27 protein-coding genes are annotated in these 25772 nt (G+C 60.7%); 10 read left to right on the forward strand and 17 right to left on the reverse strand.

Translation table 11 applies throughout. From position 1 onward, the window contains the following. Positions 1 to 54: 54 nt before the first annotated feature. Positions 55 to 714, forward strand: a complete 660-nt coding sequence (gene yihA / locus FHT77_RS05345) for a ribosome biogenesis GTP-binding protein YihA/YsxC (protein ID WP_183753158.1) — start codon at positions 55 to 57, stop codon at positions 712 to 714. Between the two features lie 52 nt (positions 715 to 766). Here yihA and FHT77_RS05350 read toward each other — a convergent pair whose 3' ends face one another. From FHT77_RS05350 to FHT77_RS05360, 3 genes are all read right to left on the reverse strand, one after another. Beyond that, on the reverse strand, positions 767 to 1324 hold the full coding sequence (locus FHT77_RS05350) for a fasciclin domain-containing protein (RefSeq protein WP_183753160.1): 558 nt from the start codon (positions 1322 to 1324) through the stop codon (positions 767 to 769). Positions 1325 to 1447: 123 nt separating this feature from the next. Continuing rightward, positions 1448 to 2167, reverse strand: coding sequence for an anti-sigma factor domain-containing protein (locus FHT77_RS05355; RefSeq protein WP_183753162.1), 720 nt, complete (start codon positions 2165 to 2167; stop codon positions 1448 to 1450). After that, positions 2164 to 2703 (reverse strand): sigma-70 family RNA polymerase sigma factor, encoded by a 540-nt coding sequence (locus tag FHT77_RS05360; protein ID WP_114711098.1) that lies wholly within the window; start codon positions 2701 to 2703, stop codon positions 2164 to 2166. The genes FHT77_RS05355 and FHT77_RS05360 overlap by 4 nt, the downstream gene beginning before the upstream one ends. A gap of 132 nt (positions 2704 to 2835) precedes the next feature. Between FHT77_RS05360 and argB the strand changes: the two genes are divergently transcribed. After that, complete coding sequence (argB, locus tag FHT77_RS05365) at positions 2836 to 3723, forward strand: acetylglutamate kinase (RefSeq protein ID WP_016552548.1); 888 nt, start codon at positions 2836 to 2838, stop codon at positions 3721 to 3723. An 18-nt stretch (positions 3724 to 3741) separates the two neighbouring features. Here the strand turns inward: argB and FHT77_RS05370 are convergent, their stop codons facing one another. Together FHT77_RS05370 and FHT77_RS05375 are read right to left on the reverse strand one after the other, a co-directional pair. Further along, positions 3742 to 4518 (reverse strand): isocitrate lyase/phosphoenolpyruvate mutase family protein, encoded by a 777-nt coding sequence (locus FHT77_RS05370; RefSeq protein WP_183753164.1) that lies wholly within the window; start codon positions 4516 to 4518, stop codon positions 3742 to 3744. Next, positions 4515 to 5594 (reverse strand): bifunctional transcriptional activator/DNA repair enzyme AdaA, encoded by a 1080-nt coding sequence (locus FHT77_RS05375; RefSeq protein ID WP_183753891.1) that lies wholly within the window; start codon positions 5592 to 5594, stop codon positions 4515 to 4517. Before FHT77_RS05375 ends, FHT77_RS05370 begins: the two co-directional genes overlap by 4 nt. A 101-nt stretch (positions 5595 to 5695) precedes the next feature. Between FHT77_RS05375 and FHT77_RS05380 the strand changes: the two genes are divergently transcribed. After that, positions 5696 to 6403: a pyrimidine 5'-nucleotidase gene (locus FHT77_RS05380; RefSeq protein WP_114711094.1), complete on the forward strand. Its 708-nt coding sequence runs from the start codon at positions 5696 to 5698 to the stop codon at positions 6401 to 6403. A gap of 110 nt (positions 6404 to 6513) precedes the next feature. Beyond that, positions 6514 to 7152, forward strand: a complete 639-nt coding sequence (locus FHT77_RS05385; protein WP_183753166.1) for an EF-hand domain-containing protein — start codon at positions 6514 to 6516, stop codon at positions 7150 to 7152. Between the two features lie 46 nt (positions 7153 to 7198). Here the strand turns inward: FHT77_RS05385 and FHT77_RS05390 are convergent, their stop codons facing one another. Next, complete coding sequence (locus FHT77_RS05390) at positions 7199 to 8065, reverse strand: LOG family protein (RefSeq protein WP_183753168.1); 867 nt, start codon at positions 8063 to 8065, stop codon at positions 7199 to 7201. Between the two features lie 192 nt (positions 8066 to 8257). On the opposite strand from FHT77_RS05390, the gene dapD reads away from it, so the two are divergent. From dapD to FHT77_RS05405, 3 genes are all read left to right on the forward strand, one after another. Beyond that, entirely contained in the window at positions 8258 to 9118 is an 861-nt protein-coding gene (gene dapD, locus FHT77_RS05395; RefSeq protein WP_183753170.1) for a 2,3,4,5-tetrahydropyridine-2,6-dicarboxylate N-succinyltransferase, read from the forward strand. Between the two features lie 158 nt (positions 9119 to 9276). Next, a complete protein-coding gene (gene dapE, locus FHT77_RS05400; protein ID WP_183753177.1) occupies positions 9277 to 10470 on the forward strand; it encodes a succinyl-diaminopimelate desuccinylase in 1194 nt (397 codons plus the stop codon). Beyond that, on the forward strand, positions 10457 to 11053 hold the full coding sequence (locus FHT77_RS05405; protein WP_183753179.1) for a hypothetical protein: 597 nt from the start codon (positions 10457 to 10459) through the stop codon (positions 11051 to 11053). Before dapE ends, FHT77_RS05405 begins: the two co-directional genes overlap by 14 nt. A 3-nt stretch (positions 11054 to 11056) precedes the next feature. On the opposite strand, the gene arsC is transcribed toward FHT77_RS05405, so the two are convergent. The 5 genes from arsC to FHT77_RS05430 form a co-directional block, all read right to left on the reverse strand. After that, positions 11057 to 11461, reverse strand: a complete 405-nt coding sequence (gene arsC / locus FHT77_RS05410) for an arsenate reductase (glutaredoxin) (RefSeq protein ID WP_183753181.1) — start codon at positions 11459 to 11461, stop codon at positions 11057 to 11059. Next, complete coding sequence (gene truA / locus FHT77_RS05415; protein ID WP_183753183.1) at positions 11439 to 12245, reverse strand: tRNA pseudouridine(38-40) synthase TruA; 807 nt, start codon at positions 12243 to 12245, stop codon at positions 11439 to 11441. The genes arsC and truA overlap by 23 nt, the downstream gene beginning before the upstream one ends. Continuing rightward, entirely contained in the window at positions 12245 to 13180 is a 936-nt protein-coding gene (gene fmt / locus FHT77_RS05420; protein ID WP_183753185.1) for a methionyl-tRNA formyltransferase, read from the reverse strand. The genes truA and fmt overlap by 1 nt, the downstream gene beginning before the upstream one ends. 151 nt (positions 13181 to 13331) lie before the next feature. Next, positions 13332 to 13850 carry a peptide deformylase gene (gene def, locus FHT77_RS05425; protein WP_114712448.1) on the reverse strand — a complete coding sequence of 173 codons (519 nt, stop codon included), beginning with the start codon at positions 13848 to 13850 and terminating at the stop codon, positions 13332 to 13334. A 96-nt stretch (positions 13851 to 13946) separates the two neighbouring features. Next, positions 13947 to 15443 carry a globin-coupled sensor protein gene (locus FHT77_RS05430; RefSeq protein WP_183753187.1) on the reverse strand — a complete coding sequence of 499 codons (1497 nt, stop codon included), beginning with the start codon at positions 15441 to 15443 and terminating at the stop codon, positions 13947 to 13949. A gap of 194 nt (positions 15444 to 15637) precedes the next feature. On the opposite strand from FHT77_RS05430, the gene FHT77_RS05435 reads away from it, so the two are divergent. The 3 genes from FHT77_RS05435 to FHT77_RS05445 all read left to right on the forward strand — a co-directional run bounded on the left by FHT77_RS05435 (position 15638) and on the right by FHT77_RS05445 (position 20371). After that, complete coding sequence (locus tag FHT77_RS05435; RefSeq protein ID WP_183753189.1) at positions 15638 to 16864, forward strand: DNA recombination protein RmuC; 1227 nt, start codon at positions 15638 to 15640, stop codon at positions 16862 to 16864. A gap of 48 nt (positions 16865 to 16912) precedes the next feature. Continuing rightward, entirely contained in the window at positions 16913 to 17812 is a 900-nt protein-coding gene (locus FHT77_RS05440; RefSeq protein WP_183753191.1) for a ribokinase, read from the forward strand. Positions 17813 to 18031: 219 nt separating this feature from the next. After that, entirely contained in the window at positions 18032 to 20371 is a 2340-nt protein-coding gene (locus FHT77_RS05445) for a methyl-accepting chemotaxis protein (protein WP_183753193.1), read from the forward strand. A gap of 73 nt (positions 20372 to 20444) precedes the next feature. Here the strand turns inward: FHT77_RS05445 and ptsN are convergent, their stop codons facing one another. The 6 genes from ptsN to lptC form a co-directional block, all read right to left on the reverse strand. After that, the gene (gene ptsN / locus FHT77_RS05450; RefSeq protein ID WP_183753195.1) at positions 20445 to 20909 is read right to left on the reverse strand and encodes a PTS IIA-like nitrogen regulatory protein PtsN; all 465 of its coding nucleotides are present in this window, start codon (positions 20907 to 20909) and stop codon (positions 20445 to 20447) included. Between the two features lie 64 nt (positions 20910 to 20973). After that, positions 20974 to 21549 (reverse strand): ribosome hibernation-promoting factor, HPF/YfiA family, encoded by a 576-nt coding sequence (hpf, locus tag FHT77_RS05455; RefSeq protein ID WP_016552530.1) that lies wholly within the window; start codon positions 21547 to 21549, stop codon positions 20974 to 20976. A gap of 253 nt (positions 21550 to 21802) precedes the next feature. Next, on the reverse strand, positions 21803 to 23362 hold the full coding sequence (gene rpoN / locus FHT77_RS05460) for an RNA polymerase factor sigma-54 (protein WP_183753197.1): 1560 nt from the start codon (positions 23360 to 23362) through the stop codon (positions 21803 to 21805). Positions 23363 to 23519: 157 nt separating this feature from the next. Beyond that, a complete protein-coding gene (lptB, locus tag FHT77_RS05465) occupies positions 23520 to 24302 on the reverse strand; it encodes an LPS export ABC transporter ATP-binding protein (protein ID WP_016552528.1) in 783 nt (260 codons plus the stop codon). 39 nt (positions 24303 to 24341) lie between these two features. Further along, positions 24342 to 24965 carry an LptA/OstA family protein gene (locus FHT77_RS05470; protein ID WP_016552527.1) on the reverse strand — a complete coding sequence of 208 codons (624 nt, stop codon included), beginning with the start codon at positions 24963 to 24965 and terminating at the stop codon, positions 24342 to 24344. A 13-nt stretch (positions 24966 to 24978) separates the two neighbouring features. After that, positions 24979 to 25644: an LPS export ABC transporter periplasmic protein LptC gene (lptC, locus tag FHT77_RS05475; RefSeq protein WP_183753199.1), complete on the reverse strand. Its 666-nt coding sequence runs from the start codon at positions 25642 to 25644 to the stop codon at positions 24979 to 24981. Positions 25645 to 25772: the final 128 nt, after the last annotated feature.

Genomic DNA, 25772 nt, shown 5'->3' on the forward strand with positions numbered 1-25772 from the left:
TCGCCCGAAACCTGAATGCCATAGGCACATTGGATCTGGACTGGAAAAGGCCGAATGACCGACAACAAGAACGACAAGCCGCTGTTCGGGCGCCCCTGGACCTTTATCCGCGGCGTACCGTCCCTGAAGTTCCTGCCGCCGGAAGGGCCGCTGGAAGTGGCCTTTGCCGGCCGATCGAACGTCGGCAAGTCGTCACTGATCAATGCGCTCGTCAGTCACAAGGGGCTGGCGCGTACCTCGAATACGCCGGGGCGCACGCAGGAACTCAACTACTTCGTGCCGGAGGGTTACTCCGGTGAAGCCGGCGACCTGCCACCGATGGCGCTGGTCGACATGCCGGGCTACGGCTACGCGCAGGCGCCGAAGGACCAGGTCGACGCCTGGACGAAGCTCGTCTTCGATTACCTGCGCGGCCGCGCGACGCTGAAGCGGGTCTATGTGCTGATCGACAGCCGCCACGGCGTGAAGAAGAACGATGACGAGGTTCTGGATCTGCTCGACAAGGCGGCGGTCTCCTATCAGATCGTTCTGACCAAGACGGACAAGATCAAACCACCGGCTGTGACCAAGCTGCTCGCGGACACCGCGGAAAAGATCAAAAAACGGCCGGCCGCCTATCCCGGCATCATCGCCACCTCCTCGGAAAAGAGCGAGGGTCTCGATGACCTGCGTGAGGCGATTGCCCAAACGGTTGGGATCGCCAACTGGAAATGAAAGAAGGCGCCCAGATGGAATTGGGCGCCTTCCGCTGACTGCCTGAACCGGCTTACATTTTCGGCAGCAGAACCTTGTCAACGACGTGGATGACGCCGTTCGACTGCTTCACGTCAGCGATGGTCACATGGGCGACATCGCCGTTTTCATCGGTGATCGTGATCTTGCCCATGTTTTCCTTGGCCTTCAGCACGCAACCGCCGACCGTCTTGATGTCGTGTTCGCCGCCGTCGGCCTTGATCATCTTGGCAACGGTTTTGGCCATCGCGTCAGCGGCAACGACGTGGCAGGTCAGGACCTTCGTTAGTTGGGCCTTGTTTTCCGGCTTCAGCAACGTATCGACCGTGCCGGCGGGCAATTCCGCGAAGGCTTCATTGGTCGGAGCAAAGACTGTGAAAGGTCCCTTGCCTTCCAGCGTCGATACCAGACCAGCAGCCTTTACAGCCGCAACCAGCGTCGTGTGATCCTTGGAGTTCATGGCATTCTGCACGATATCCTTGGTCGGATACATTGCGGCGCCACCGACCATTGGGTTCTTGGCCTGCGCAGCGAAAGCAAATGCGGAAACGGCAGCAGCAAGCACGCTCAAGCGCAGTGCGGACTTCATCATGATGGTTCTCCTCTAGCGTCCGTGGCTAAGCCGACCGGATGCCGACATTCCTTACGGACATGAGGATCTACGAGAGGCTCGTGGGGAGAGTTTCAGCCAGAGCGCAAACTTGCTGAAAAAAGGTCAACGGCGGTGCGCCGTACCGCTTGCCACGATCGGCCCGGTGGCCTGCCCGGTCGGCGAGCCGCCGAAAGGCTCGAGGCTGACCGCCAGAGTCGCACCTTCGCCTACGCTGCCGCGCATATCGACAGGGATGACCAATTCGCCTGCCTGACCCGGAGGAAATACGCCAAGCGATCTTGGTGCACCGCTTGCCGGAACAAGCCAGAGCTCCAGCGACTTCTCTTCGGGCTTGCCGGTTGCGATGGGTACGATCCGCAGTTTTCCGCTCTGTCGTTCATAGGAGGCAAGTAGATTGACCTGGCTGCTGGAGGCCGTCAGTTCGGCCACGAGCGGTGCTGAGGCCTGAGGCGGAGTGACGGCAACTGTGGCAATCGTTAGTGCGCCCGCGGTGATCAACAGCGAGACGAGCGCGAGACAGCGCCAGAAAATGAGCGAACCCCACACTCCACGCGCCGGCGTCGGGGTTGCTTCCGGCGCACCAAACAGCCGCGCCTCGATCTGCTTGAACGTTTCCTGGCTGGGGCTAACGACGTCGTAATCGTCGTTGAAGGAGGAGAGATTGGTTTCCCAGCGGCTGACGATGGCCGCGAACTGCCTGTCGCGACGCATCCGCTCCTCTACAACTCGCCGATCCTTGAAGGAAAGAACACCAAGAACATACTCACCGGCGAGTACCTCGTCGCGGGAGCGGCCTCCCTTGCTCTGATCCGGCGATGTCATCGTTCCATGCACTCTCTCAGTTTCAAGAGGCTGCGACGCAGCCATGTGCGCATCGTGTTCAAAGGGACGCCAAACTGATCGGCCAGTTCCTGATAGCTCTGCCCTTCGACGTAAGCTTTCTTCACCGCCATTGCCCGATCAGCTTCCAACTCTTCCATGCAGGTGTCAATGCGCCTTCCTTCATCCTTGATCACAGTCTGTATCTCGGGGGAGGGTTCGTCATCCGCGAGGTCGTAGGCACTATCGAGTTCGTCGGCAATCGGCTTTCGCGCGCGCATGATGTCGATCGCCTGGTTGCGCGCGATTGCCGCGAGCCAGGAAGACGGCGCACCGGATCCGGCAGCGAACACGCCGGCACGCTGCCAAATCTTCACGTAGACTTCCTGAAGCGATTCCTCGGCCTCGGTTCTGTCTTTCAAAATACGCAGGCAGATGGAAAAGAGTTTCGGGCTGGTCTCGCGATAGAGCGTGGCAAAGGCCTTGCGATCGCCGATCGCCACCAGGCTGATCAGATGCGCGATTTCGTCGCTTGTCATGCCATGCCCCTTACCACTAGCCCGACTCCCCGGGCTTACTGCCAGCTGATACGGCAAACTAATGGCCTCTGGATTATTCCATCTGTCAAAAACTTGAGATAAAAGGCCGCGATCAATTCCGCGGGGTATCCCATGAACCAGTCCGAAAGCGAAACCCAGGCACGCCTGCTTGCGCAGGCCCTGCCTTTCATGCAGCGCTACGAGAACAAGACGATTGTCGTGAAGTACGGCGGCCATGCCATGGGCAATGCCGAGCTCGGCAAGGCTTTCGCGAGCGACATCGCGCTCTTGAAACAGTCCGGCGTCAATCCCATCGTCGTCCACGGCGGCGGCCCGCAGATCGGCGCGATGCTGACGAAGATGGGCATCGAATCGAAGTTCGAGGGCGGCCTGCGCGTCACTGACGCCAAGACGGTCGAGATCGTCGAAATGGTTCTCGCCGGCTCGATCAACAAGGAAATCGTCGCGCTCATCAACCAGACGGGCGAATGGGCGATCGGCCTTTGCGGCAAGGACGGCAACATGGTCTTCGCCGAAAAGGCGCAGAAGAAGATCAAGGACCCGGATTCGAACATCGAGCGCGTGCTCGACCTCGGCTTCGTCGGCGAGGTCGTCGAAGTCGACCGCACGCTGCTTGACCTGCTTGCCCGCTCGGAGATGATCCCGGTCATCGCACCGGTCGCCCCCGGCCGCGACGGCGCGACCTACAACATCAACGCCGACACGTTTGCCGGCGCGATCGCCGGTGCGCTGAACGCCACCCGCCTGCTTTTCCTAACTGACGTTCCTGGCGTTCTCGACAAGCAGGGCAACCTGATCAAGGAATTGTCCGTCGCGCAGGCGCACGCGCTGATCGCCGACGGCACGATCTCCGGCGGCATGATCCCGAAGGTCGAGACCTGCATCGACGCGATCAAGGCCGGCGTCCAGGGTGTCGTCATCCTGAACGGCAAGACCGCCCATTCCGTGCTGCTCGAGATCTTCACCGAGCACGGCGCGGGAACGCTGATCGTTCCCTGAGCCTTTTCCGGACCTCTGTTAGCCCGCCGCGGCGGCATAGACCGCCGCGGCTGCCTCTTTCAGCTTCTCCATCATCGCCCGATACGGTCCCGGCCCGTAGCTCACGCGGCTGACACCGAGCTTCGCCAGCGTTTTCCCGTCGGGGGCGCCCGGCCGCATCATGATGTTGACCGGCAGCGGCGACGCGGCGCAGACCTTCTCGATGAGACCCTCGTCGATCAGCCAAGGCACGAAGAAGCCGTTGGCGCCGGCGGCGGCGTAAGCCTTGCCGCGCTCGATCGCTTCCTCAACCAGACCGGCATGCTTCGAAAGATCACCTTCGCGCAAGAACAGATCGGTGCGTGCATTGATGAAGAAGGTAATGCCGCGGCGGTCCGCCATCTCGCGGATGGCGCGGATGCGGGCGACCTGCTTCTCGACGGCGTGCAGCCCTTCGCCGCCAACCACCTGATCTTCAAAGTTGATACCGACTGCGCCGGCGTCGATCAGCTTTTCGACATTGGTGGCAGCACCCGCCGGATCGGTGGAATAGGCACCCTCGAAATCGACCGAGAGCGGCAGGTCGTTGACGGCGGTGATCTGGCGGGTAGTGGCGACCAACGCCTCCATCGGAATCTTTTCACCATCACCATAGCCCTGCGCTGCCGCGACCGACCAGCTTCCGGTCGCCAGCGCCTTTGCGCCGGCTTCGGTCACCGCCTTCGCCGTTCCGGCGTCCCATATGTTATAAAGGACGACGGGATTGCCCTTTTGATGCAAGGCGCCGAACGCGTTTGCCTTCTCAGCCTGGTTCATTGAATTCCCTCCACAGACAATCTCTTGGATTTCATCTCATTTTCGTGTCGCAAAAGCCATTGCTTGCGCCAGAGCCCGCCGCCGTAGCCGGTCAGTGAGCCATCGGCGCCAATCAGCCGGTGGCAGGGGATGACAATCGCCATCTGGTTCGCCCCGTTTGCGCGGCCGACCGCGCGCACGATCTGCCGGTTTTCCATATCGCGCGCAATGTCGCCGTAGGCGCGTGTCTCGCCAACGGGTATCTCCATCAGCTTCGACCAGACCTGCCGCTCGAAAGCCGTGCCGAAACCCAGCGCAAGCGGCGTCCGGAAGGATGCCGATCTGCCATCGAAATACGCCTTCAGCTCGGCATCGATCTGCTCGATCGCCGGCGTGCGGCCGGCTGCGACGGTAGAGCGCGTCTTGCGCTGCAGCTTGTCTAGCTCAGCAGGCAGCGCCTTGCGGTCGTGGAATTCGAGGAGATGCAAATGCGTCTGGTCGGCCACAGCAACCATGGGGCCGAGCGGCGTTTCGAACCAATCCGCACGCAGAAGATCGCGTTGCTGCGATAGCGCGGGCGCTTTGCCGATCAGCCGCTGAAATGCCGCGCGGAAGCCGCTGCCCGATTCATACCCTGCCTCGATCTGAGCGTCGATGACACGGGCGCCATTCGCCAGCTGTTTCGCCGCCTCGCCAAGACGGCGATAACGGGCGATATCGAGAAAGGTCATGCCGAGGGATCGCTTGAAGGCTCTCCGTACGGTCGAGGGATCGTAGCCGCCCGCAATCAGATCGTCCTCCGTCCATCGCGCTGCGGGATCGCGGTCGAGCGCGGTGAGGAGCTGGTCGACGATCGGCTCCCTGCCCGCCTCCTCCAGAGGCCGGCAGCGTTGGCAGGGCCGAAATCCGGACTGCATGCAGGTGGCGATAGAACCATAGAACAGCGTGTTTTCCCGCTTCGGTTTACGAGCCGGGCAGGTCAGCCGGCAGAAGATGCCGGTTGTCTTGACGCAGACATAGGCAAGGCCTTCATAGGCCGGGCTGCGGGCAATCAGCGCATCGTAAAGCGCGTCGTCACTGGGAAGGTCGAAGAGCATGAGGCGTTCTACCATCCCTTCCCGGCTGCGTCCGCCGCAAATCGGGCGTCTATTTTTTTTTGCCGATTTCCTTGCCCGGCAAGCCGTGCCATAACGACCGCATGACCAAGATAGATCGCACGCCGACCAAGGCGGACTTCTCGCATGTGACCGAGTGGGTTTTCGACCTCGACAACACGCTCTATCCGCACCACGTCAATCTTTTCGCGCAAATCGACAAGAACATGACGGCCTATGTCGCGACCCTGCTGCAGATGGAGCGGGACGAGGCGCGTAAGCTGCAGAAACAGTACTACCTCGATCACGGTACGACCCTGCAAGGGCTGATGATCCACCACGGCATCGATCCGAACGACTTCCTCGAGAAGGCGCATGCGATCGACTATTCGAGCCTGACGGCGCAGCCGGAACTCGGCGCGGCAATCAAGGCCCTGCCGGGCCGCAAGTTCATCTTCACCAATGGCAGCGTCAGGCATGCCGAGATGGCGGCGGGCGCGCTCGGCATCCTCGAGCATTTCGACGACATCTTCGACATCGTGGCCGCCGATTTCGTGCCGAAACCGGCGCAGGAGACCTATGACAAGTTCACTGCGCTGAAGCGGATCGAAACCGGCAAGGCGGCGATGTTCGAGGATCTCCCACGCAACTTGAAGGTCCCGAAAGCGCTCGGCATGCAGACGGTCCTGCTGGTGCCGAACAATCTCGAGGACACGGTCGTCGAATGGTGGGAAAAGACCAGCGGAGAGGACGATCACATCGACTTCGTGACCGACGATCTCACTGATTTTCTTGCGAAGATTGCCGACTAGATTACAGAAATTTCATCCAGCTTACCGATCTTTAATTGGGCAATTTGCCGCACCGGCCCTACCCTTTCACCTGTAGTCCTCATTGTGATTGCAGATCGAAAGGAATTGAGATGTCACGAAACAAGCTGATACTGGCCGCACTCTCCTCCGTCATGATCGTCGGTGCCGCAGCCGGCACCAGTTTTGCCGCCTCTCACGACAAGAAGCATCATTCGTCGCGCCCGCAACACGCCATGGGCATGATGATGGGGCCGCGCATGGGCGCGATCCGCGAAGTCATCTTCGTTCGCATGCTGAAGCAGTTCGACACGAATAAGGACGGACAGATTTCCAAGCAGGAAGCCAAGGACGGGATGGAGGCAATCTTCGTCGCGATCGATACCGACAAGGACGGCTCCCTGACGCCAGGCGAAATCCGCAAATACCGCGAAGCGCAGATGGCCAAGGTAAAGACACCCGCCGATGATGCAACGGATGACGATGCTACGCCGATGGCGCCGCCGGCCGATGCCGACAATGCTCAGCCGGCGCCACCGCAGCCCGGTCCCGACAGCCGTCCGGATCGCCGCGGCATGCATGGCGGGATGATGCGCGGCATGATGATGATGCAGCGCTTCGATACCGACGAGAACGGCCAGATCTCCAAGCAGGAAGCCGAAGCGGCCTTCGACAAGTTCTTCACCTGGATGGACCGCAACAAGGACGGCACGATCTCGCTCGACGACATGCCGGATCGTCCGTTCCCGTAAGCTAGAGTTTACATAGATCGAAGCCCGCCAACCGGCGGGCTTTTTCTCACTCGTGGTGTTCGTAGAAATCCTGGATGATCTTCCAGGCAGCGTCGGCAGTATCGACGAAGCTGATCAGGTCGACATCGTCGGGCGCAATCGTGCCGAATTCCGCAAGCGCCTCGAAATTGACGATGCTCCTCCAGAACTTCTCGCCGAACAGGATCAACGGCATCTTTTCCATCCGGCCGGTCTGGATCAGCGTCAGGCACTCGAAGAATTCATCGAGCGTACCGAAGCCGCCGGGGAAGACAGCGATCGCCTTGGCCCGCACCATGAAGTGCATCTTGCGGATCGCGAAATAGTGGAAATTGAAGCTCAGTTCCGGCGTCACATAGACGTTCGGCGCCTGCTCATGCGGGAGCACGATGTTGAGGCCGATCGAGGGAGCACCTTCATCAGCCGCACCACGGTTGCCGGCCTCCATGACGCCAGGGCCGCCGCCCGTAACGACGACATACTCATGAAAATCGAAGCCCGCCGAATATTTCGAGCACAGACGGGCAAACTTGCGTGCTTCGTCGTAGTAGACCGAAGCTGCCTCGAGGTTGGCGCGCTGCGTTTCGTTTCTCGCTGCCCAGGCGCTCTGGCCTGGCGCCGGAATGCGGGCGCCGCCGAACATGACGACCGTCGACTTGATGCCGCGCTCGGTCAGCAGCATTTCCGGCTTCATCAGCTCCAGCTGCAGGCGGATCGGCCGCAGCTCTTCGCGGCATAGAAAGTCTTCATCGACATAGGCAAGACGATAGGCAGGCGACAGCGTCTGGGGTGTCTTCGGCACGGCTTCGGCGCGATGCTTGTCGGTTGCGCTCGTCTTCAGCGGGTCCCAGACGCCATCCTTGCGCCGCAGCCTGCTGTTTTTTGTTTTTGCCATGTCAAAATGCCTCTCAGTACGCCCGGCAGGTGCTGCCGGTATGTCGTTTCCTGCTTTGAATTGGGAGAGTTACCACGCCCCGAAAAATCATTCCATTTTACCCCTGCATGGGATAGAGCAGATCGCATCCCGCCAATCACAATTCCGGAGGCTTCGGTCTCCACGATAGAGATCGAAGTTTAAGGAATTCCCATGAGCGCCAGCGACCTTTCTTCCCTTGAAAAGACAATCGAAGCTGCCTTCGATAACCGTGACAACGTCAATACGTCCACGAAGGGCGAAGTTCGCGACGCCGTCGAGGCAGCGCTCGAACTGCTCGATGGCGGCAAGGCGCGTGTTGCCGAGCGCGGCAGCGACGGCGCCTGGAAGGTCAATCAGTGGCTGAAGAAGGCCGTGCTTCTCTCCTTCCGCTTGAACGATATGGAAGTCGTCAAGGGCGGCTCGGGCAACTCGACCTGGTGGGACAAGGTGCCTTCCAAGTTCGAAGGCTGGGGTGAAAACCAGTATCGCGCCGCCGGCTTCCGCGCCGTGCCGAACTGCGTCGTGCGTCGCTCGGCCTATATCGCCAAGAACGTCGTGTTGATGCCGTCCTTCGTCAATCTCGGCGCCTTCGTCGATGAAGGCACGATGGTCGATACCTGGGCGACAGTCGGTTCCTGCGCGCAGATCGGCAAGCATGTGCATCTCTCTGGCGGCGTCGGCATTGGCGGCGTTCTTGAGCCGATGCAGGCCGGCCCGACGATCATCGAGGACAACTGCTTCATCGGCGCGCGTTCGGAAGTCGTCGAAGGCTGCATCATCCGCGAGGGCTCGGTCCTCGGCATGGGCGTCTATATCGGCAAGTCGACCAAGATCGTCGATCGCGCCACGGGCGAAGTGATGTACGGCGAAGTGCCGCCCTACTCCGTCGTCGTTGCAGGCTCCATGCCTTCGGGCAACGCCACCATGGCGAACGGCTTGCCGGCACCACACCTTTACTGCGCCGTCATCGTCAAGCGCGTCGACGAAAAGACCCGCTCGAAGACGGGCATCAACGAACTGCTGCGCGACTGATCAAGTCTTGGCGTTCCGGCGGTCCGCATCTGGAAAGACGCGCGCCGCCCGAACGCTGACGGTCGGACTTGATCCGGCAAAATGAACGGCACAATTCAACAAGGCGGCATCGCCGGCTTGCCTTTTCTTTGCCATTACAGCTGGATAGTTCCACTCCCATGACCGCTACCGATCCCGTCGCCAATCTTCAGACCCTGATTCGCTGCCCGTCCGTCACGCCTGCCGAGGGCGGTGCGCTTTCGGCACTCGAAGCAATGCTGTCACCGATCGGCTTCAAGGTCGACAAGGTGACGGCGACGGAACCGGGAACGCCCGACATCGAGAACCTCTATGCGCGGCTCGGCACCGAGGGCCCGCACCTGATGTTTGCCGGGCATACGGATGTGGTGCCGGTTGGCGACGAAGCCGCCTGGACGCATCCGCCCTTTGCCGCCGAGATCGCCGACGGCGAACTCTTTGGCCGTGGCGCGGTCGACATGAAGGGCGGCGTTGCCTGCTTCGTTGCGGCCATTGCCCGCCATGTCGAAAAGCATGGAGCGCCGAAGGGCTCGGTCTCGTTCCTGATCACCGGCGACGAAGAGGGCCCGGCGGTTAACGGCACGATCAAGCTGCTCAAGTGGGCGGCCGAGCGCGGCGAGCGATGGGATGCCTGCCTTGTTGGCGAACCGACCAATCCGGACCAGCTCGGCGACATGATCAAGATCGGTCGTCGCGGTTCGCTGTCCGGCAAGATCACCGTGCACGGCGTCCAAGGCCATGCCGCCTATCCGCATCTGGCCGACAACGCGGTGCGCGGCATCCTGCAACTGACGCAGGCCCTGATGCACCCGCCATTCGATGCCGGCACCGACAACTTCCAGCCGTCGAACCTCGAAGTGACGACCATCGACGTCGGCAATCCGGCGACGAACGTCGTGCCGGCCAAGGCGACAGCGAGCTTCAACATCCGCTTCAACGACACGTGGACAGCGGAAAGCCTGCAACAGGAGATCCTGCGCCGGCTCGATGCCGCCGCCGCGGACGGTGCGCTGCGCCCCGGCCGTCCGCCGCTCAAATACGACATCATGTGGGCTGAGCGTCCGAGCCACGTCTTCCTGACGCGCAACAATGCGCTGATCGCCTCGCTGTCCTCCGCCGTCGAGAGCGTAACCGCCCAGTCGCCGAAGCTTTCCACCACGGGCGGCACGTCCGACGCCCGCTTCATCAAGGATTATTGCCCGGTCGTCGAGTTCGGCCTCGTTGGTCAGACAATGCATATGGTCGATGAGCGCGTTGCCGTTTCCGACCTCGAGCGACTCACGGTAATCTATGAAACCTTCATCGAGCGCTGGTTCGCGAATGCCGGGCTTTAGGGAAGTTCAATATTATCTTGCCGGAATCTGGCTGCTGATCCGCATGGACCCGCGCGGCTTCCGTTTTCTCGACATGTCGGAGCGCGGCGTCAACCGCTCGTTCTGGGCGATCTTCTGGTGCCTGCCGCCGATGGGCATCTCGTGGCTGTGGTGGCGCCAGGCCTTCCTGCAAACTATGCCGCCGCACACCAATGTCGGCGCGCTCTTCTATTTCCGCCTCGGACTCGTCGAAGCCGCCAACTGGTTCGTGCCGCTGGTTTTTGCGGGCTTGCTGCTACTCGCCTTCAAGAAGGGCGAGCGTTTCGCGCCCGTCATCGTCAGTGTCAATTGGCTGGGTGTGCCGCTTTCCTATATCAACGGGCTGCTGCTGGCGCTGGTCTTCTTCCTGCCGCAACTGATGGGCTTCGTGTCTCTGCTGCTTTTGGCCTTCATGCTGGCGCAGGTCTTCGCCATCGCCCGCATTCTCAGGATGATCTTCCACGGCCAAGGGCTGATGGTTGGCGCGATGACGCTGGTGCTGCTGGTCCCGTCGCTGATGCTGTCGGAATACCTGCAACGCTTTCTCGGCATCTATCCCGTCTAGCAGCTATTTGCCGCGAACGACTTCGCCGTCTTCCTTCGTGAAGGTCCCGATGGAGGCATTCGGCAGGATATCCAACACCGTCTCCGAGGGGCGGCAGAGCCGCACACCCTTTTCCGTGACGACTATCGGGCGATTGATCAGGATCGGATGCGCGATCATCGCGTCGAGCAACTGGTCGTCGCTCAGCGAGGGATCCTCCAATCCAAGCTCGTCATAGGGCGTGCCCTTTTGACGTAGCAGCGCGCGGATTGGAATACCCATCGCAACGATCAGTTCCACCAATCGCTCGCGGGTCGGCGGCGTTTTCAGATAGTCGATCACTACCGGCTCCTCGCCGGATTGTCGGATCATCGCAAGCGTGTTGCGCGAGGTGCCACAAGCGGGATTATGATAGATCGTCGTCGTCATCGTGTGCCTCCTTTTCCCGGCGGCGATCGCTGATCACCTCGGGATAATCGACCTGCATGAAATAAAGTCCGTCGGGCGGCGCCACCGGGCCGCAAGCCTTGCGGTCGCGGGCATCCAAAGCGGCGCGCACATCGTCCGGCGTCCACTTGCTTTCTCCCGCAAGCTTCAACGTTCCCGCGAAGGAGCGGATCTGGTTGTGCAGGAAGCTCTGTGCGGTCGCGCGGATTTCGATTAGCTCGCCGCTTCTTGTGACGTCCAGCCGATCCAGCGTACGGACAGGACTATTCGCCTGGCAATGGGCGGAACGGAAGGTGGAGAAATCGTGCTTGCCGACAAGGGTCTGCGCGGCCGCGTGCATAGCATCGTGATCGAGAGGTTTCGGCACCCACCAGGCCTTGCCAGCCTCGAGTGCCAGCGGCGCCCGGCGGCTGATGATGCGGTAGAGATAATGGCGCCGCAGCGCCGAGAAGCGGGCATCGAAAAACTCGCTGGCCGCTTCCACGTTGATGATCGCGACCCGTTCGCCTGCCATCTTGAGGTGGGCGTTCAGCGCATTCTGCAGCTTGAAGGGAGACCATTCCCTGGCAAGATCGGCATGGATGACCTGGCCTGTCGCATGGACGCCGGAATCGGTGCGGCCGGCCCCGCGGATCGACACCGTTTCGCCGCTTGCCGAAAGAATCGCCTTCTCAATCGCGCCCTGGACGGAAGGTCCGTTGTCCTGCCGCTGCCAGCCGACATAAGGACCACCGTCATATTCGACGATCATGCGGTAGCGATGCATCAGGTGAGCCTCGTACCTGATGCAAGCGGCGTTCCGCGAAGGAAATCGGCAGCCTGTAGCGGCTTGCCGCCAGCCTTCTGCAATTTAGTGAGACGCACGGCGTCGGTTCCGCAGGCGACAACCAGATCGTCGGTCAGCAGGTCACCCGCAACCCCTTGACCTTGTGCTAGCTCGGACGCCAGCACCTTCACACGTTCCGGCTTGCCGCCGATCGCAACCTCGAACCATGCGCCGGGAAACGGCGCCAGGCCGCGAATGTGATTGTGGACGTCGGTAGCGTTCTTCGAAAAGTCGATCCGCGTCTCGCCTTTGTCGATCTTGGCGGCGTAGAGCACACCCTCCGACGGCTGGGGCGTCAGGGGCAGCTCGCCCATCTCGAGCTTGACCATCGCCTCCGCCATCGCCTTGGCCCCGACATGCATCAATTTGTCGTGCAACTCGCCGGCCGTGGTGTTCGCGCCGATCTCCACTTCGCTGGTGAGGGCCACCGGGCCGGTATCCAGCCCCTTGTCCATCTTCATCACCATCATGCCGCTCTTTTCGTCGCCGGCCATGATCGCTCGCTGGATCGGGGCGGCACCGCGCCAGCGCGGCAAGAGCGAGGCGTGACCATTGTAGCAGCCAAGGCGGGTACCGTTCAGGATCGCCTCCGGCAGCAGCAGGCCATAGGCCACGACAACGGCAACGTCGCCGTCGTGCGCCTTGAAGCGCTCCCGTTCTTCCGGATCCTTGAAATTCACTGGCGTAAAGACGGGAATGCCAAGCAGTTCAGCGGCTTGATGCACCGGCGACTTCTGCAGATCGAGACCGCGCCGCCCACCCGGCCGCGGAGGCTGCGTGTAGACACCGATGATTTCATGCCCGCCATCGACCAGCGCGCGCAAGGTCGGAACAGAGAATTCGGGCGTACCCATGAAGATGATGCGAAGCGACATTGTATCTCGCCATGTTGCAGATCGTCACCCGTCTTCAAACGGGCTTACGAGCCTAAGATCAAGTCCATTGGCTTGTCCGGCGACATTGCCGCCGGAGTTCCAGGTGCTTGGGGTCGTCGTCGGATCGTAATCGACTCCCGGCAAACCCGGCTTAAAGCGCCTTCGCCGACTTCGCTGCCTTCGTGAACTTCTTGATCACCATGTCGCGCTTCAGGCGCGAGATGTGGTCGATGAAAAGCACGCCGTTCAGGTGGTCGATCTCGTGCTGCAAGCAGGTCGCGAGCAAGCCGTCGGCCTGCACCGTCTGCTCCTTGCCGTCGCGGTCGAGATAGTTGACGGTGACGGTCGCCGGCCGTTCGACTTCGGCGTAGTAGTCAGGGATGGATAGGCAGCCCTCTTCGTACACCGAGCGCTCGTCTGAGGATGCGACGATCTCCGGGTTGACGAATACCAGCGGCTGCTTCTCTTCGCCCTCGCGGGAAACGTCAATCACCAGCATGCGGCGCGGCACGCCGATCTGGATGGCAGCAAGGCCGATGCCTGGCGCGTCATACATGGTTTCAAGCATGTCGTCGGCGAGACGCTGAAAATCGGCATCGACGCGCTCGATCGGCTTGGAAACCTGACGAAGCAGCGGATCGGGGAGAATGATGAGTGGCTTGATGGTCATGGCGTTCCCATAACGCATCTTTTTCCAGGATGGAATTATCCGGCACGCGGGCGGGACGCTTTTTTACGTCCCAGCCCGGATTTTCGCCGCATTCCTTTAAGCGGCGCGGCGTGGCGCGGCCATCGAGCGATGCTCACCGCCGGTACGGAACCGCTGCAGCAGCGCCACAAGATTGTCGACCTCGCCGCGCAGATGCCGGGTTTCGGCAGAAGTGTTCTCGACCATGCCCGAGTTTTGCTGGGTAATCGAATCCATGTTGCGGATAGCGATGCTGACCTCATTGACGCCGGTTGCCTGATCGCGCGCGGCGGCGGCGATATCGGCAACAAAGCGGTTGATGATGTCGATGCGGTTGATCATGTCGTTGAGCGCCTCACCGGTGCTGCTGACGATGTCGACGCCTTCGTTGACCTGAGTCGAGCTCTCCGAAATCAGGTTCTTGATTTCCTTGGCGGCATCAGCCGTGCGTTGAGCAAGCTGGCGGACTTCCTGCGCGACGACCGCAAAACCCTTGCCCGCATCGCCGGCACGCGCCGCTTCGACGCCGGCGTTCAGTGCCAAAAGGTTTGTCTGAAAGGCGATCTCATCGATCACGCCGATGATCTTGGAGATCTCCGTGGAAGATTTTTCGATGCCGGCCATGGCGGAAACTGCGCTGGTCACAAGCTCGCCGGAGCTCTTCGCCTTCTGCTGCGTTTCGCGAACGGCGCCAGATGCCTTTTCGGCATTTGCCGCCGTCTGGCCGACGCTGACCGAGAGCTGCTGCAGCGCCGCCGAACTTTCTTCGACGCCGGCCGCCTGCTGAGCGGTGCGCAGAGCAAGGTCATCGGACGCCTTGGCGATTACATCCGTACCCCGGAGAATCTCACCCGAGGTTGCCCGCACAGAGGCGAAGGAGGTGCGAAGTGCGGCAACGGCACGATTGTAGTCGTCAGCCATGGCTTTGAAGTTGCCCGGAAGATCGGGTGGCAGCGTCGCCTCGAGATCGCCGTTGGAGAGTGCCTCAAGCCCGCGGCGAAGATGATCGAGTGCGATCGCCTGATCCTGTTCGGCCTTTGCGCGTTCCGCTTCGAGCGTCCGCCGCTTTTCTTCAAGAGTTTCCAGGTAGACCGAGATCGAGTAATCCATGTCGAGCATCGCGGCCTTGATGACAGCTGCCAGTTTCTCGGCCAGGACCTTGCCCTGCTGCCTGCCAAACATAGAAGGCCACTGCTTGGCCATGAGGCCCTTCACGAGTTCGCTCATCAGCAAGGCATAGCCGCCGATGTACCAGCGTGGCTCGAGCCCGATGCGGGCGTGCGTCTTGCCGACCGCAACCACCCCCTTCACATAGGACTCGTCGAAGTTGCCGCCCGCTAGGTTCGCCCAGTGGTCTTCCTGGCGCTTTTTGGCATGGCCCATGTGCGCCTTGTCGGCGAAGAAGCTTGCGACATCAGAGGTCTTCGCCAGTTTCGCATAGAACTTGTCCAGTGCGCCACCGAGCAGCTCGGAGATCGCCGGGCGCATCTCCCGCAGGGCCGTGCGCGATGCATCATCCAGCTCAATGAAATCGAGGCGGTGCTTGAGCGCGCTGTCGGACTGCTGGCTGGTCATGATGTCTCTGCTTTGTGATTGATACGGAAGGGAAAAATTGAGCAGAGCTTTTGCGCAATATGGTTGAGTAATGGTTAAATGAGCTTGTCATTTATCAGTACTCGTTTCTTCCGGCATTGCGAGCGTTTCGAAGTGACTGTGAGTTGTTCACGTTTTGATCTAGTCATCTCATCCCGATTTGCTATGGTTGCGCCATGAACACCAGCTCTGAGTCGCTCCTCCTCGCCCTGTCGCAAATTAGCCCCGCAATGCTGGCGCTCGCCGGCGGCGGAATTGCCGCAATGATCTTGCTCCTGGTCGTCCTCCTTATCCGCAGTGGGCAGGTGCGGCGCGAGCAGGCAGAGGTTGCGAGCCTGCGCGCGGCAGAGGCGGATGCCCGCATGGCGGAACTTCTGAAGATCCAGTCCGAGATGCACGGGCGGATGTCGACGATGGCGGAAGTGTTCGGCTCGAGACAATCCGAATTGAACCAGGCGATCAACCAGCGGCTGGACGGAATGTCGCAGCGCGTCAGTACGACGATCAGCGAACAGACGAAGTCGACACACGAAAACCTGCAGCGGTTGCAGGAACGTCTCGCCGTCATAGATGCCGCACAGAACAATATCCAAACTTTGGCAAAGGACGTCGTCGGCCTGCAGGCGATCCTCTCCAACAAGCAGACGCGCGGAGCCTTCGGCCAATCGCGCATGGAGACGATTGTCGCGGATGGCTTGCCGATGGGCGCCTATGCCTTCCAGCAGACGCTGTCGAATGGCTCGCGCCCGGACTGCACGATCCGCATGCCGAACGGCGCGCCGCCGCTGGTGATCGATGCCAAGTTTCCGCTTGAGGCGTGGAACGCGATACGCGATGCCGGCGGACCTGACGGAGCCAAGGTCGCCTCGCAGCAGTTTCGCCGCGACATGGAGACGCATATACGCGATATCTCCGACAAATATCTGATCCAGGGGGAGACGCAGGACACCGCCTTCATGTTCGTGCCGTCGGAATCGATCTTCGCGGAGATCCACGAGAATTTCGAAGCGATCGTCCAGAAGGCGCATCGGTCGCGCATTGTCATCGTGTCGCCGTCACTGCTGATGCTCTCCATCCAGGTCATCCAGGCGGTGCTGAAGGATCAGCGCATGCGGGCCCAAGCGCATGTAATCCAGGGCGAGGTGGCGAACCTGATGGATGACCTCGGCCGGCTCGACGAGCGCGTCCGCAAGCTGCAGAGCCATTTTTCCATGGCTCAGAGGGACGTCGACCAGATTCTCACCTCCACCGATAAGCTCACCAAGCGCGGCGCAAAGATCGAGGCCCTGGAGTTCGAGGGCAGCGACAATGGCAAGGCCGCGTCGCGCGACAACGACTCCTCGCCGAAATCCGTCGATAGCCGCAGCGGGCTTCTGAAGCTCAGAGTGGTTGACGACGAGTAAGCCCTTCGGGCAGTGTCGCGCCCAAGAAAAGCACGGGACGGGACACTCATGATCACAGTTTTCGGCTCCATCAACATGGACCTCATCGCCACCACCGCGCGGTTGCCGAAGCCCGGCGAGACCGTCGCCGGCAACGGCTTCTCGACGGCTGCTGGCGGCAAGGGCGCCAACCAGGCGCTTGCTGCGCGACGGGCGGGACGAACCGTTCACATGGCAGGTGCAGTCGGGCGAGATGGCTTTGCCGAGCCAGCGCTCGCGCTGTTGAAGGAAGCCGGCACCGAGCTTCAGGCGGTCAAACGGGTCGACGAGCCGACTGGCACCGCGTTGATCCTCGTCGGCGGTGACGGCGAGAACATGATTGCCGTGGTGCCAGGGGCAAACGGCACGATAACGCCAACCGATGCCGACGCTGCGGTCCGTGCCATGAGCAGGGGCGACATCCTGATGCTGCAACTCGAAGTTCCGGTCCCGGCGGTCGAGCAGGCCCTGGCCAACGCCCGCGCCAAGGGCGTGACGACCGTGCTCAACCTTGCGCCACTGATCGAAGACGCCGCCCGCCTCGGCCGCCTCGCGGACATCGTGATTGCGAACGAGACGGAATTCGAGCGGCTTGCCGGCCAGGAGAACATGGGCGCAGGCGACCGCGAGGCCGCATTGAAGCGCCTCAATGCGGAGACCGGGCAGACCCTGATCGTGACGCTTGGCGCGGACGGCGTCATTGCCATTCGCGACGGTGTCGTTTCTCGGGCCAAGGGACTGAAGATCGAGCCCGTCGATACGGTCGGCGCCGGCGACACTTTCTGTGGCTACTTCGCCGCGAGCCTCGATGAGGGACTGGATTTCGAAGCATCCTTGCGCCGCGCGGCGGTGGCCGGCTCGCTCGCTTGCCTCAAGCAGGGGGCCCAGCCATCGATCCCATCGAGCTCGGACGTCGCAAACGCGCTATAAGACAGCCTCACCCGCGACACATTGAACCGTTCGCTGCAGATCCAGTCGATTTTTATAGGATTTCATTCAAATTTAAGAGGTTTTCGGTGATGTTCCAGCCATCACCGGGCCTCCCTAGGGGGCCGGTTTCTGTAACGGCTGCTCCATGAGGGGGCGACGCCTCCGTCCCCTGTGCCGATGAATGCCCCGTCCGGCACATCCTTGCTCCCCGAGGACTCCATGTTCATCTTTCGCATGAAATCGCTTGCAGCCAAGCTTATCCTCATTACCGGCATCGCCATCGCATTCGTCCTCCTCGTCTCCAATTTCTTCCTCATCGGCGAGACGCGCGACCGCGTCCAGACGCTGACGATGGATCAAGCCAATCTCGAAGCGAAGGCGATCGCCAACGAGGTTGCTTCCTCCGTTGGAGAGTTGGCGGGCGCGGCCCGCTCGATGGCCGGCACGATCGGCCGTGGTCAGGAAGGCAAATATCTCGACCGCAAGGCCGTTCTCGACATGTTGAAGGCAAACGTCGAACGCAACCAGTTCGCCTTCGGAAGCTGGTTCGCCGAAGAGCCGAACGCCTTTGACGGCCAGTCGCCGACGATGGCAGGCAAGGTCGAATTCGGCGCCGGCAAGGATGGCACGTTCAACCCCTACTGGACGAAGAGCAAGGATGGTGGCTTCACCTTCTCGACCTTTGATTCCGACTACAAGGCTGCCTGGTACGCGCTCGCTGCGGAGAGCAAGAAGGGCGCACTGTCGCCGCCTTACGCGGAAACGACCACCGGTGAAAACACCGCGATGACCTCGATTGCCTATCCGGTCATGTCTGGTGGCAAGCTGATCGGTGTCAGCGGCGTCGACATCTCGCTTAAGTCGCTCCGCGACAAGCTCTCGACGCTGCATCCCTTCGGTTCCGGCCGCGTCACGCTGCTCTCGCAGACCGGCAAATGGATTGTCTCGCCGATCCCCGAACTCGCCATGAAGGACTACGACGGCGAAGGCACCGACGCCGTAAAGAGCGCGCTCTCGACACTGCAGCCCGCCGTTGTCAAGAACCTCGCCTATGACGGTTACGAACCCTTCGATCGCGTCGTTTACCCCTTCGCCTTACCCGACGTGAACACGACTTGGGTCGTCCTCGTCGACGTCCCGCACACCGCCATCAACGCGCCTGTTCAAGATCAGACCTTCATGATGGTCGCAGCCGGCATTCTCGTGCTCGCCGCGGTCATGATTGCCCTCTACCTAGCCGTCCGTTCCCTCGTCCAGCGCCCGATCGGCGGCCTCGTCGCCAGCGTCAAGGCACTTAGTGACGGCAAGTACGAGCAGCCGGTTGCCGGTCAGGAGCGGGCCGACGAGATCGGTTCGGTCGCGAAGGCGCTGGAAGGCTTCCGCTTTGCGCTTGCCGACACGCAGCGCCTTGAAGCTGAAGCGAACAACCAGAGAGACGCAGCCGAGGCCGAGCGCGGCCGGTCGGAGGCCGAGCGGCAGCAGTCCGTCACGCTGCAGCGTCACATCGTCTCGATCGTCGGTTCCGGCCTGTCCGAATTGTCTCAGGGCAATCTCGGTCACCGCATCACCGAGGAGTTCCCGGGCGAATATGCCAAGCTGAAGCAGGATTTCAACGCGGCGCTCGAAAGCCTCGAGGAAACCATCAAGACGATGAACCTCAGCGTCGTGAACATCGGTTCCGGCACGAGCGAAATCAGTGGCAGTGCCTCTGACCTCGCCAAGCGCACCGAACAGCAGGCAGCAAGCCTCGAAGAGACGGCGGCGGCACTGAACGAGCTTACCGCCCAGGTCAACTCGAGCGCCGAGAATGCCCGCACCGCCGCTGATAACGTCAACCTCGCCTGCGAGGATGCCGAAAAGTCAGGTGAAGTCGTGCGCAAGGCGATCGCTTCGATGCAGGGCATCGAGCAGTCCTCGACAGAGGTCTCGCGTATCATCAGCGTCATCGACGAGATCGCGTTCCAGACCAACCTGCTGGCACTGAACGCCGGCGTCGAAGCCGCCCGCGCTGGGGAAGCCGGCAAGGGCTTCGCTGTCGTCGCGCAGGAAGTCCGCGAGCTAGCTCAGCGTTCGGCAAATGCCGCCAAGGAGATCAAGACGCTCATCAACACCTCGGCCGTACAGGTCAAGGAAGGCGTCGATCTCGTCGGTCGCGCGGGCGACACGCTCCACAAGATCTCCGAGCAGGTCATGGGTATCAACGGTCTCATCCGCCAGATCTCGGCATCGGCCAGCGAACAGGCGATCGGCCTAAAAGAGATCAACCAGGCCATGAACCAGATGGACCAGGTGACCCAGCAGAACGCCGCCATGGTCGAGGAGACGACGGCCGCCAGCGTCACGCTCAACGATGAGGCGCAAACGCTGAAGCAGCTCGTCACGCGCTTCCGCGTATCCGGCATGAGCCACGCTTCGGCGCTGCGCTCGACGGCTCAGCAGATGCGTGCGCCGACCGCCGCCGCGACCTATCGCCAGGCCGCAGCTCCGGCACCGCGCCGGGCCGTCCCGCAGACACACGGTTCGGCAGCACTGGCCCAGGACAATTGGGAAGAATTCTAAGCCGAGCCCAGTCGCTCAAAACAAGAAAGGCGCCTGAGCAATCAGGCGCCTTTTCTAATGGAATGTCTAATGCTCAGGCAGCGTTCGAGGTCTGCTCTTCATTGAGGAATGCATAGATCGCCGACGCGGAGTCGGTCGCGCGCAGCTTGGCGACAAGATCGTGGTCACGCAGCACGCGGGCGATGCGAGACAGGGCCTTGAGGTGATCCGCACCGGCGCCTTCGGGCGCGAGAAGCAGGAACACAAGGTCAACAGGCTGATCGTCCAGAGCCTCGAAATCGACCGGCTGCTCAAGGCGCGCGAAGATGCCGACGATGGAGTGGACGCTTGCGAGCTTCCCGTGCGGTATGGCGATGCCGTTGCCGACGCCGGTGGAGCCGAGGCGCTCGCGCTGCAGGACAACATCGAAAACTTCCCGCTCCGAAAGTCCTGTGACTTTCGACGCCTTTGCAGCCAATTCCTGGAGGAGCTGTTTCTTGGAATTTACCCTGAGGGCGGGAATTATCGCATTTTGCTGCAGCAAATCTGCCAATGCCATTTTATTTTCCTTCTGCGCCGAGAGAGCGATGGCGGCAGCCTAACTGCCGCCCTTCGCCTTAACCTCAGCTTTTGATGCTGGCTGCATCGATCCAGCCAATGTTACCGTCATGCCGACGATAAACGATGTTCAATTGTTCCTTGCCGGGGCTGCGAAACAGCAGCAGCGGCTCATCCGTCATGTCGAGCGCCATCACGGCGGTCGCGACCGACATTGTTTTCAGTTGCTTGGTGCTTTCGGCGACGATCGCCGGCGCGAAATCATCCGGGATCTCGTCTTCGTTATCCGACATGCCATCCATGACGGTATAGGCAACTTCCGCTGAACCATTCTGGTGATTTCCAGAGTAGTGATCCTTCAGCTTGCGCTTGTAGCGGCGAAGACGTTTTTCGATCCGCTCGGAAGCGGCATCGAACGCCAACTGCGGATCCATCGCCTCTCCGGCGGCATGCAATACAACTCCGCTATCGAGATGAAGCTTGCAGTCCGCGGAAAACCGGGCGTTGGCCTTATGTACGATCACTTGACCGGAATACCCTCCGTCGAAGTATTTCGTGACGGCTACACCGATTTGGTCCTCGATCCGCTGACGAAACGAGTCACCAATTTCCATATGTTTACCGGATACACGCACACTCATGGAGTTTCCCTTCTTATGGTAGTTTGCGAGTACCAGTTTACGCCAAGGCTCCCGCTCATCCAAGCACTTCGCACGATCCCAAGCAAGATCGGCCGAAGTTGCCGGCTTCAGGCGCCCTGAGGATGATGGGGATAACTTCCTAGCGCTGTCCACAGCGCCAATTGCGGCGGGCTTCTAGCCAGAAGTTACCAAAATGTCAACAGACTTTTATTAGCACCTTGAAATACACGCACTGATGGCTGCGAAATCGCTCTTAAAAGCCCGCGACCTTGGCCAGGGCCTTCTTTTCCCGCCTGCGCTGGACGGAGGAAGCAATGCTCATTGCTTCACGGTATTTTGCCACTGTGCGACGAGCGAGATCGACGCCGCCCTTCTTGAGGATATCCGCTATATCGTCATCCGAAAGCACGGCCTCCGGGGTTTCCTGCATGATCAGCGTCCGGATCTTGTGGCGTACGGCCTCGGCCGAATGGCTATCGCCGCCTTCAACGGCACTGATCGAAACGCTGAAGAAATACTTGAGCTCGAAGAGGCCGCGTGGTGTCAGCATGTACTTGTTTGACGTCACGCGGCTGACCGTGGATTCATGCATCTTGATGGCATCCGCCACCGTCTTAAGGTTGAGCGGTCGCAGGTGATCGACGCCATGCATCAGGAAGGCATCCTGCTGCCGGACGATCTCGCTTGCCACCTTCATGATCGTCTTAGCCCGCTGATCGAGGCTCCGGGTCAACCAGTTGGCAGTCTGCAGACATTCCGACAGAAAGGCGTAGTCATCGCCACTTTTCGTAACTTTTGAAAAATACGCCTGATTGACCAGAACGCGCGGCAGCGTGTCCGGATTGAGCTCGATCAGCCAGCCACCATCGGCGCTTGCGCGCACGACGACGTCGGGCATGATCGCCTCGGACATCCCTGCTTCGAAGCCGGTGCCAGGCTTCGGGTTGAGCTGGCGGATCTCGCTCAGCATGTCGAGCAGATCTTCCTCGTCAACGCCGCAAAGCCGTTTCAGTGTCGCGAAGTCACGCCGCGCCAGAAGCTCGAGATTGCCAACCAACGCTTGCATAGCAGGATCAAAGCGATCCTTCTGGCGAAGCTGGATCGCCAGGCACTCCGCCAGATTGCGGGCGAAAACACCGGGCGGATCGAGGGTCTGCAGGGCTGCGATCACCCGCTCGACATCGTCGGGGTCGGCGCCCAGGCGATCGGCCGCCTCGGTCGCATCGCCGTGAAGGTAGCCGGCCTCGTCGAGTTGGTCGACGAGATGCTGGGCAATCATCCGGTCGGCCATGTCGGGCAGAACAAAGGGCAGTTGCTGGGCCAGGTGGTCGCGCAGCGAGGTCTGGCCGGCAACGAAATCATCGAGATCGTAACTCTCTGCCCCATCGCCACCGCCGGGCATCGATTTCCACTGGCTGATCAGCTCCGGCGCATCGGCGCGCTGCGGGGCACCGTCATCGGGAAAGACATTGGCGTAGTTGGCGTCGAGTTCATCGCTGAGGCGGTTTGCGCCCCCGGCGTTGCCACTCTCGTACCAGTCGCCCGACAAAACTTCAGTCCGGCTGTCGTAGCCGTCTTCGAAGGTCTCGTCCGGCTGCGATGCGTAAGCCTCGTCTTCCGCGCCGCCGCGCTCGGGAGCTGCGTCTGCCTCAGCCGACGGAATCTCGAGCAGTGGATTTTTCTCAACTTCCTGGGCAATGAACTGGGTCAGCTCAAAATGCGTCATCTGCAGCAACTGGATGGACTGCATCAGCTGCGGTGTCATCACCAGCGACTGGTTCTGGCGCAGAAAAAGGTTGGCCGACAATGCCATAGCGGACGCGAAACTCCCGTTCGTCTCCTCTGGGAAACCGCGTCCTGCCACGGGCTCAGGCCACGGATATCCAAGTTGGCCCAAAAATTGCTTTTTTATTCTATTTGGTCAAGCGGAACTGTCACGGAAGGTGAATTTCCGGGCTGGCCTGCACGCGTCAGAGGCTGAAATTGTCGCCGAGATACAGGCGGCGCACTTCCGGATTGTTGACGATGTCGTTGGCGCGACCATGCGTCAGCACTTCGCCTGCATGGATGATGTAGGCGCGGTCGATCAGGCCGAGCGTCTCGCGCACATTGTGGTCGGTGATCAGCACACCGATACCGCGCCCTGTCAGGTGATGCACGAGGTGCTGGATGTCGGCGACGGAAATCGGATCGACGCCGGCGAACGGCTCGTCCAACAGCATGAAGGTCGGATCGGTTGCCAGCGCGCGGGCAATTTCCAGACGCCGCCTCTCGCCACCGGAGAGCGACACCGCGGCGCTCTTGCGCAGCTTGCGAATATGGAATTCGTCGAGCAGTTCGTCGAGTTTCTTCTCGCGTGCAGCCTTGTCGTTGATGTGCACTTCAAGAACCGCGCGAATATTTTCTTCGACGGTCAACCCACGGAAGATCGACGCTTCCTGCGGCAGGTAGCCGACACCTAGCCTCGAGCGACGGTACATCGGCATCGTCGTGACGTCGTTGCCGTCGATCTCGATCGTACCCTCGTCAACGGGTACGAGCCCGGTGATCATGTAGAAGCAGGTAGTCTTGCCGGCACCGTTCGGGCCGAGCAGCCCGACGGCTTCGCCACGTCGAACGACCAGCGACACGCCGTTCACCACGCGCCGCGTGCTGTAGGTCTTTGTCAGACCGCGCGCGATTAGCGTGCCCTGATAGCGGCTCTTGTCACCGGCGGGGGTCTCAGCAGCTTGCTGCCCGGACCTGCCGAACATGGTCGATAGCGAGAATAACTTCACGTGGTAAGGCCGGGGTCAGTTCTGTTTCTGTGACTTCGGATCAAGCTGGATCTGGACGCGCCCCCCGCAGCTGTCCAACTGTGCCTGACCTGTTTCCATGTGGACCGTCAACTGGCAGCCCGTAAAGACGTTCGGTCCATCGGTCAAGACAACCTTGTCCCCCTTGAGGATGAACAGCTGCTTGGCCATATCGAACGAACCGTTGTCGGCGGTCGCTGTCTGAGTGCCGGAGGTCAGGTACACCTTATCCGTGACCACGATGTGATCGATATCCGTGTTTCCCGATGAAATCGACGCCGAGGTGTTCTGGGCGGGTGCAGCCTTCTTGGCGCCAGCGGCCGGCGCCGCGTTGGGATCGGCCTTCGGCTTGTAATAGACCGTCATGTGGCCGGCCTGCAGCGTTGTCTTGCCTTGTACGACCTTCACATTGCCCGTGAAATCGGCCGTGTGCTCCTGATCGTGGATCTCCAGCTTGTCGCTCTCGATCTGAATCGGTTCGTCCCTGTTCAGCTTCAGGCCGTCCATTTGGCTGGTCGTTGCCTGCGCCAGGGCGCCTCCGGCCAACAGCAGCAGCGCGACCGCGCCATTGAAAAATACTGCTCCCGCCTTGCGGGTAGAAATGCGACAATCGTTTGTCATGGTGACCCGGCTGTTAAGTGCCCTGTTTGTGAATAGCGGACGGATCGACATTCATGCGTACATTCCCCTCGAATGTGATCGTCTGCCCCTTATCCGTCATCTTGATCGACTGCGCAACAATAGAGGCGCCATCTTTCTGAATACTTACGGGATCCTCGCTCGTGAGTTTCCCCCCTTTGATATCCACCTTGGCGGTCTGGAACTTGGCCGTAAGGCCGTTGCTCAACAGAATGGCAAAGGGGGATCGAACATCGAGATTGTCGGTCGCGCGATCGTAGTCCGCAGACGTCGCTTCGACGCGAGCGATCAGGTCGTCCTTCATCGGCACCGCAGCCTTGATCTTCTCAAGCGTCATCAGGTTCGGATTCTTGATATCCTGGAGCGCCCGTTCCGCCAGCATCGAATAGTTGATCCCGTCCGAATTGCGGCCCGAGATGGCGGGCTTTTCCATTACGACCTTGCCGTTCTCGATCTTGGCGCCCTCGATCTTTATATTTTCCGGCAGATAGGTGCGGATAACAGACACACCAACAAAGATCAGCGACACCACGACGGCCGCCACCGGCAGAATGACCTTCAGGCGGCGTACACGTGTGGAATGGAAGCGCGCATCGACATAGGCGCCTCGCTTCGGCGCCGCATAGTCGGCCTTTCCGCTGGTGTTCAATGTATTGAGCATAACCTGGTCCATGTCCGTGATCGGGCAGCTTATATAGGCGTTGCCGCGCCCGATCACAGTTCGTTTCGCATTATTACACTGACTTGCCAATATGGATTTTTTTCTGCAACAAGCAACAAAGGCGCCGG

It is taken from the genome of Rhizobium sp. BK181 (assembly GCF_014193305.1).
In the GTDB taxonomy this organism is placed as follows: Bacteria; Pseudomonadota; Alphaproteobacteria; order Rhizobiales; family Rhizobiaceae; genus Rhizobium.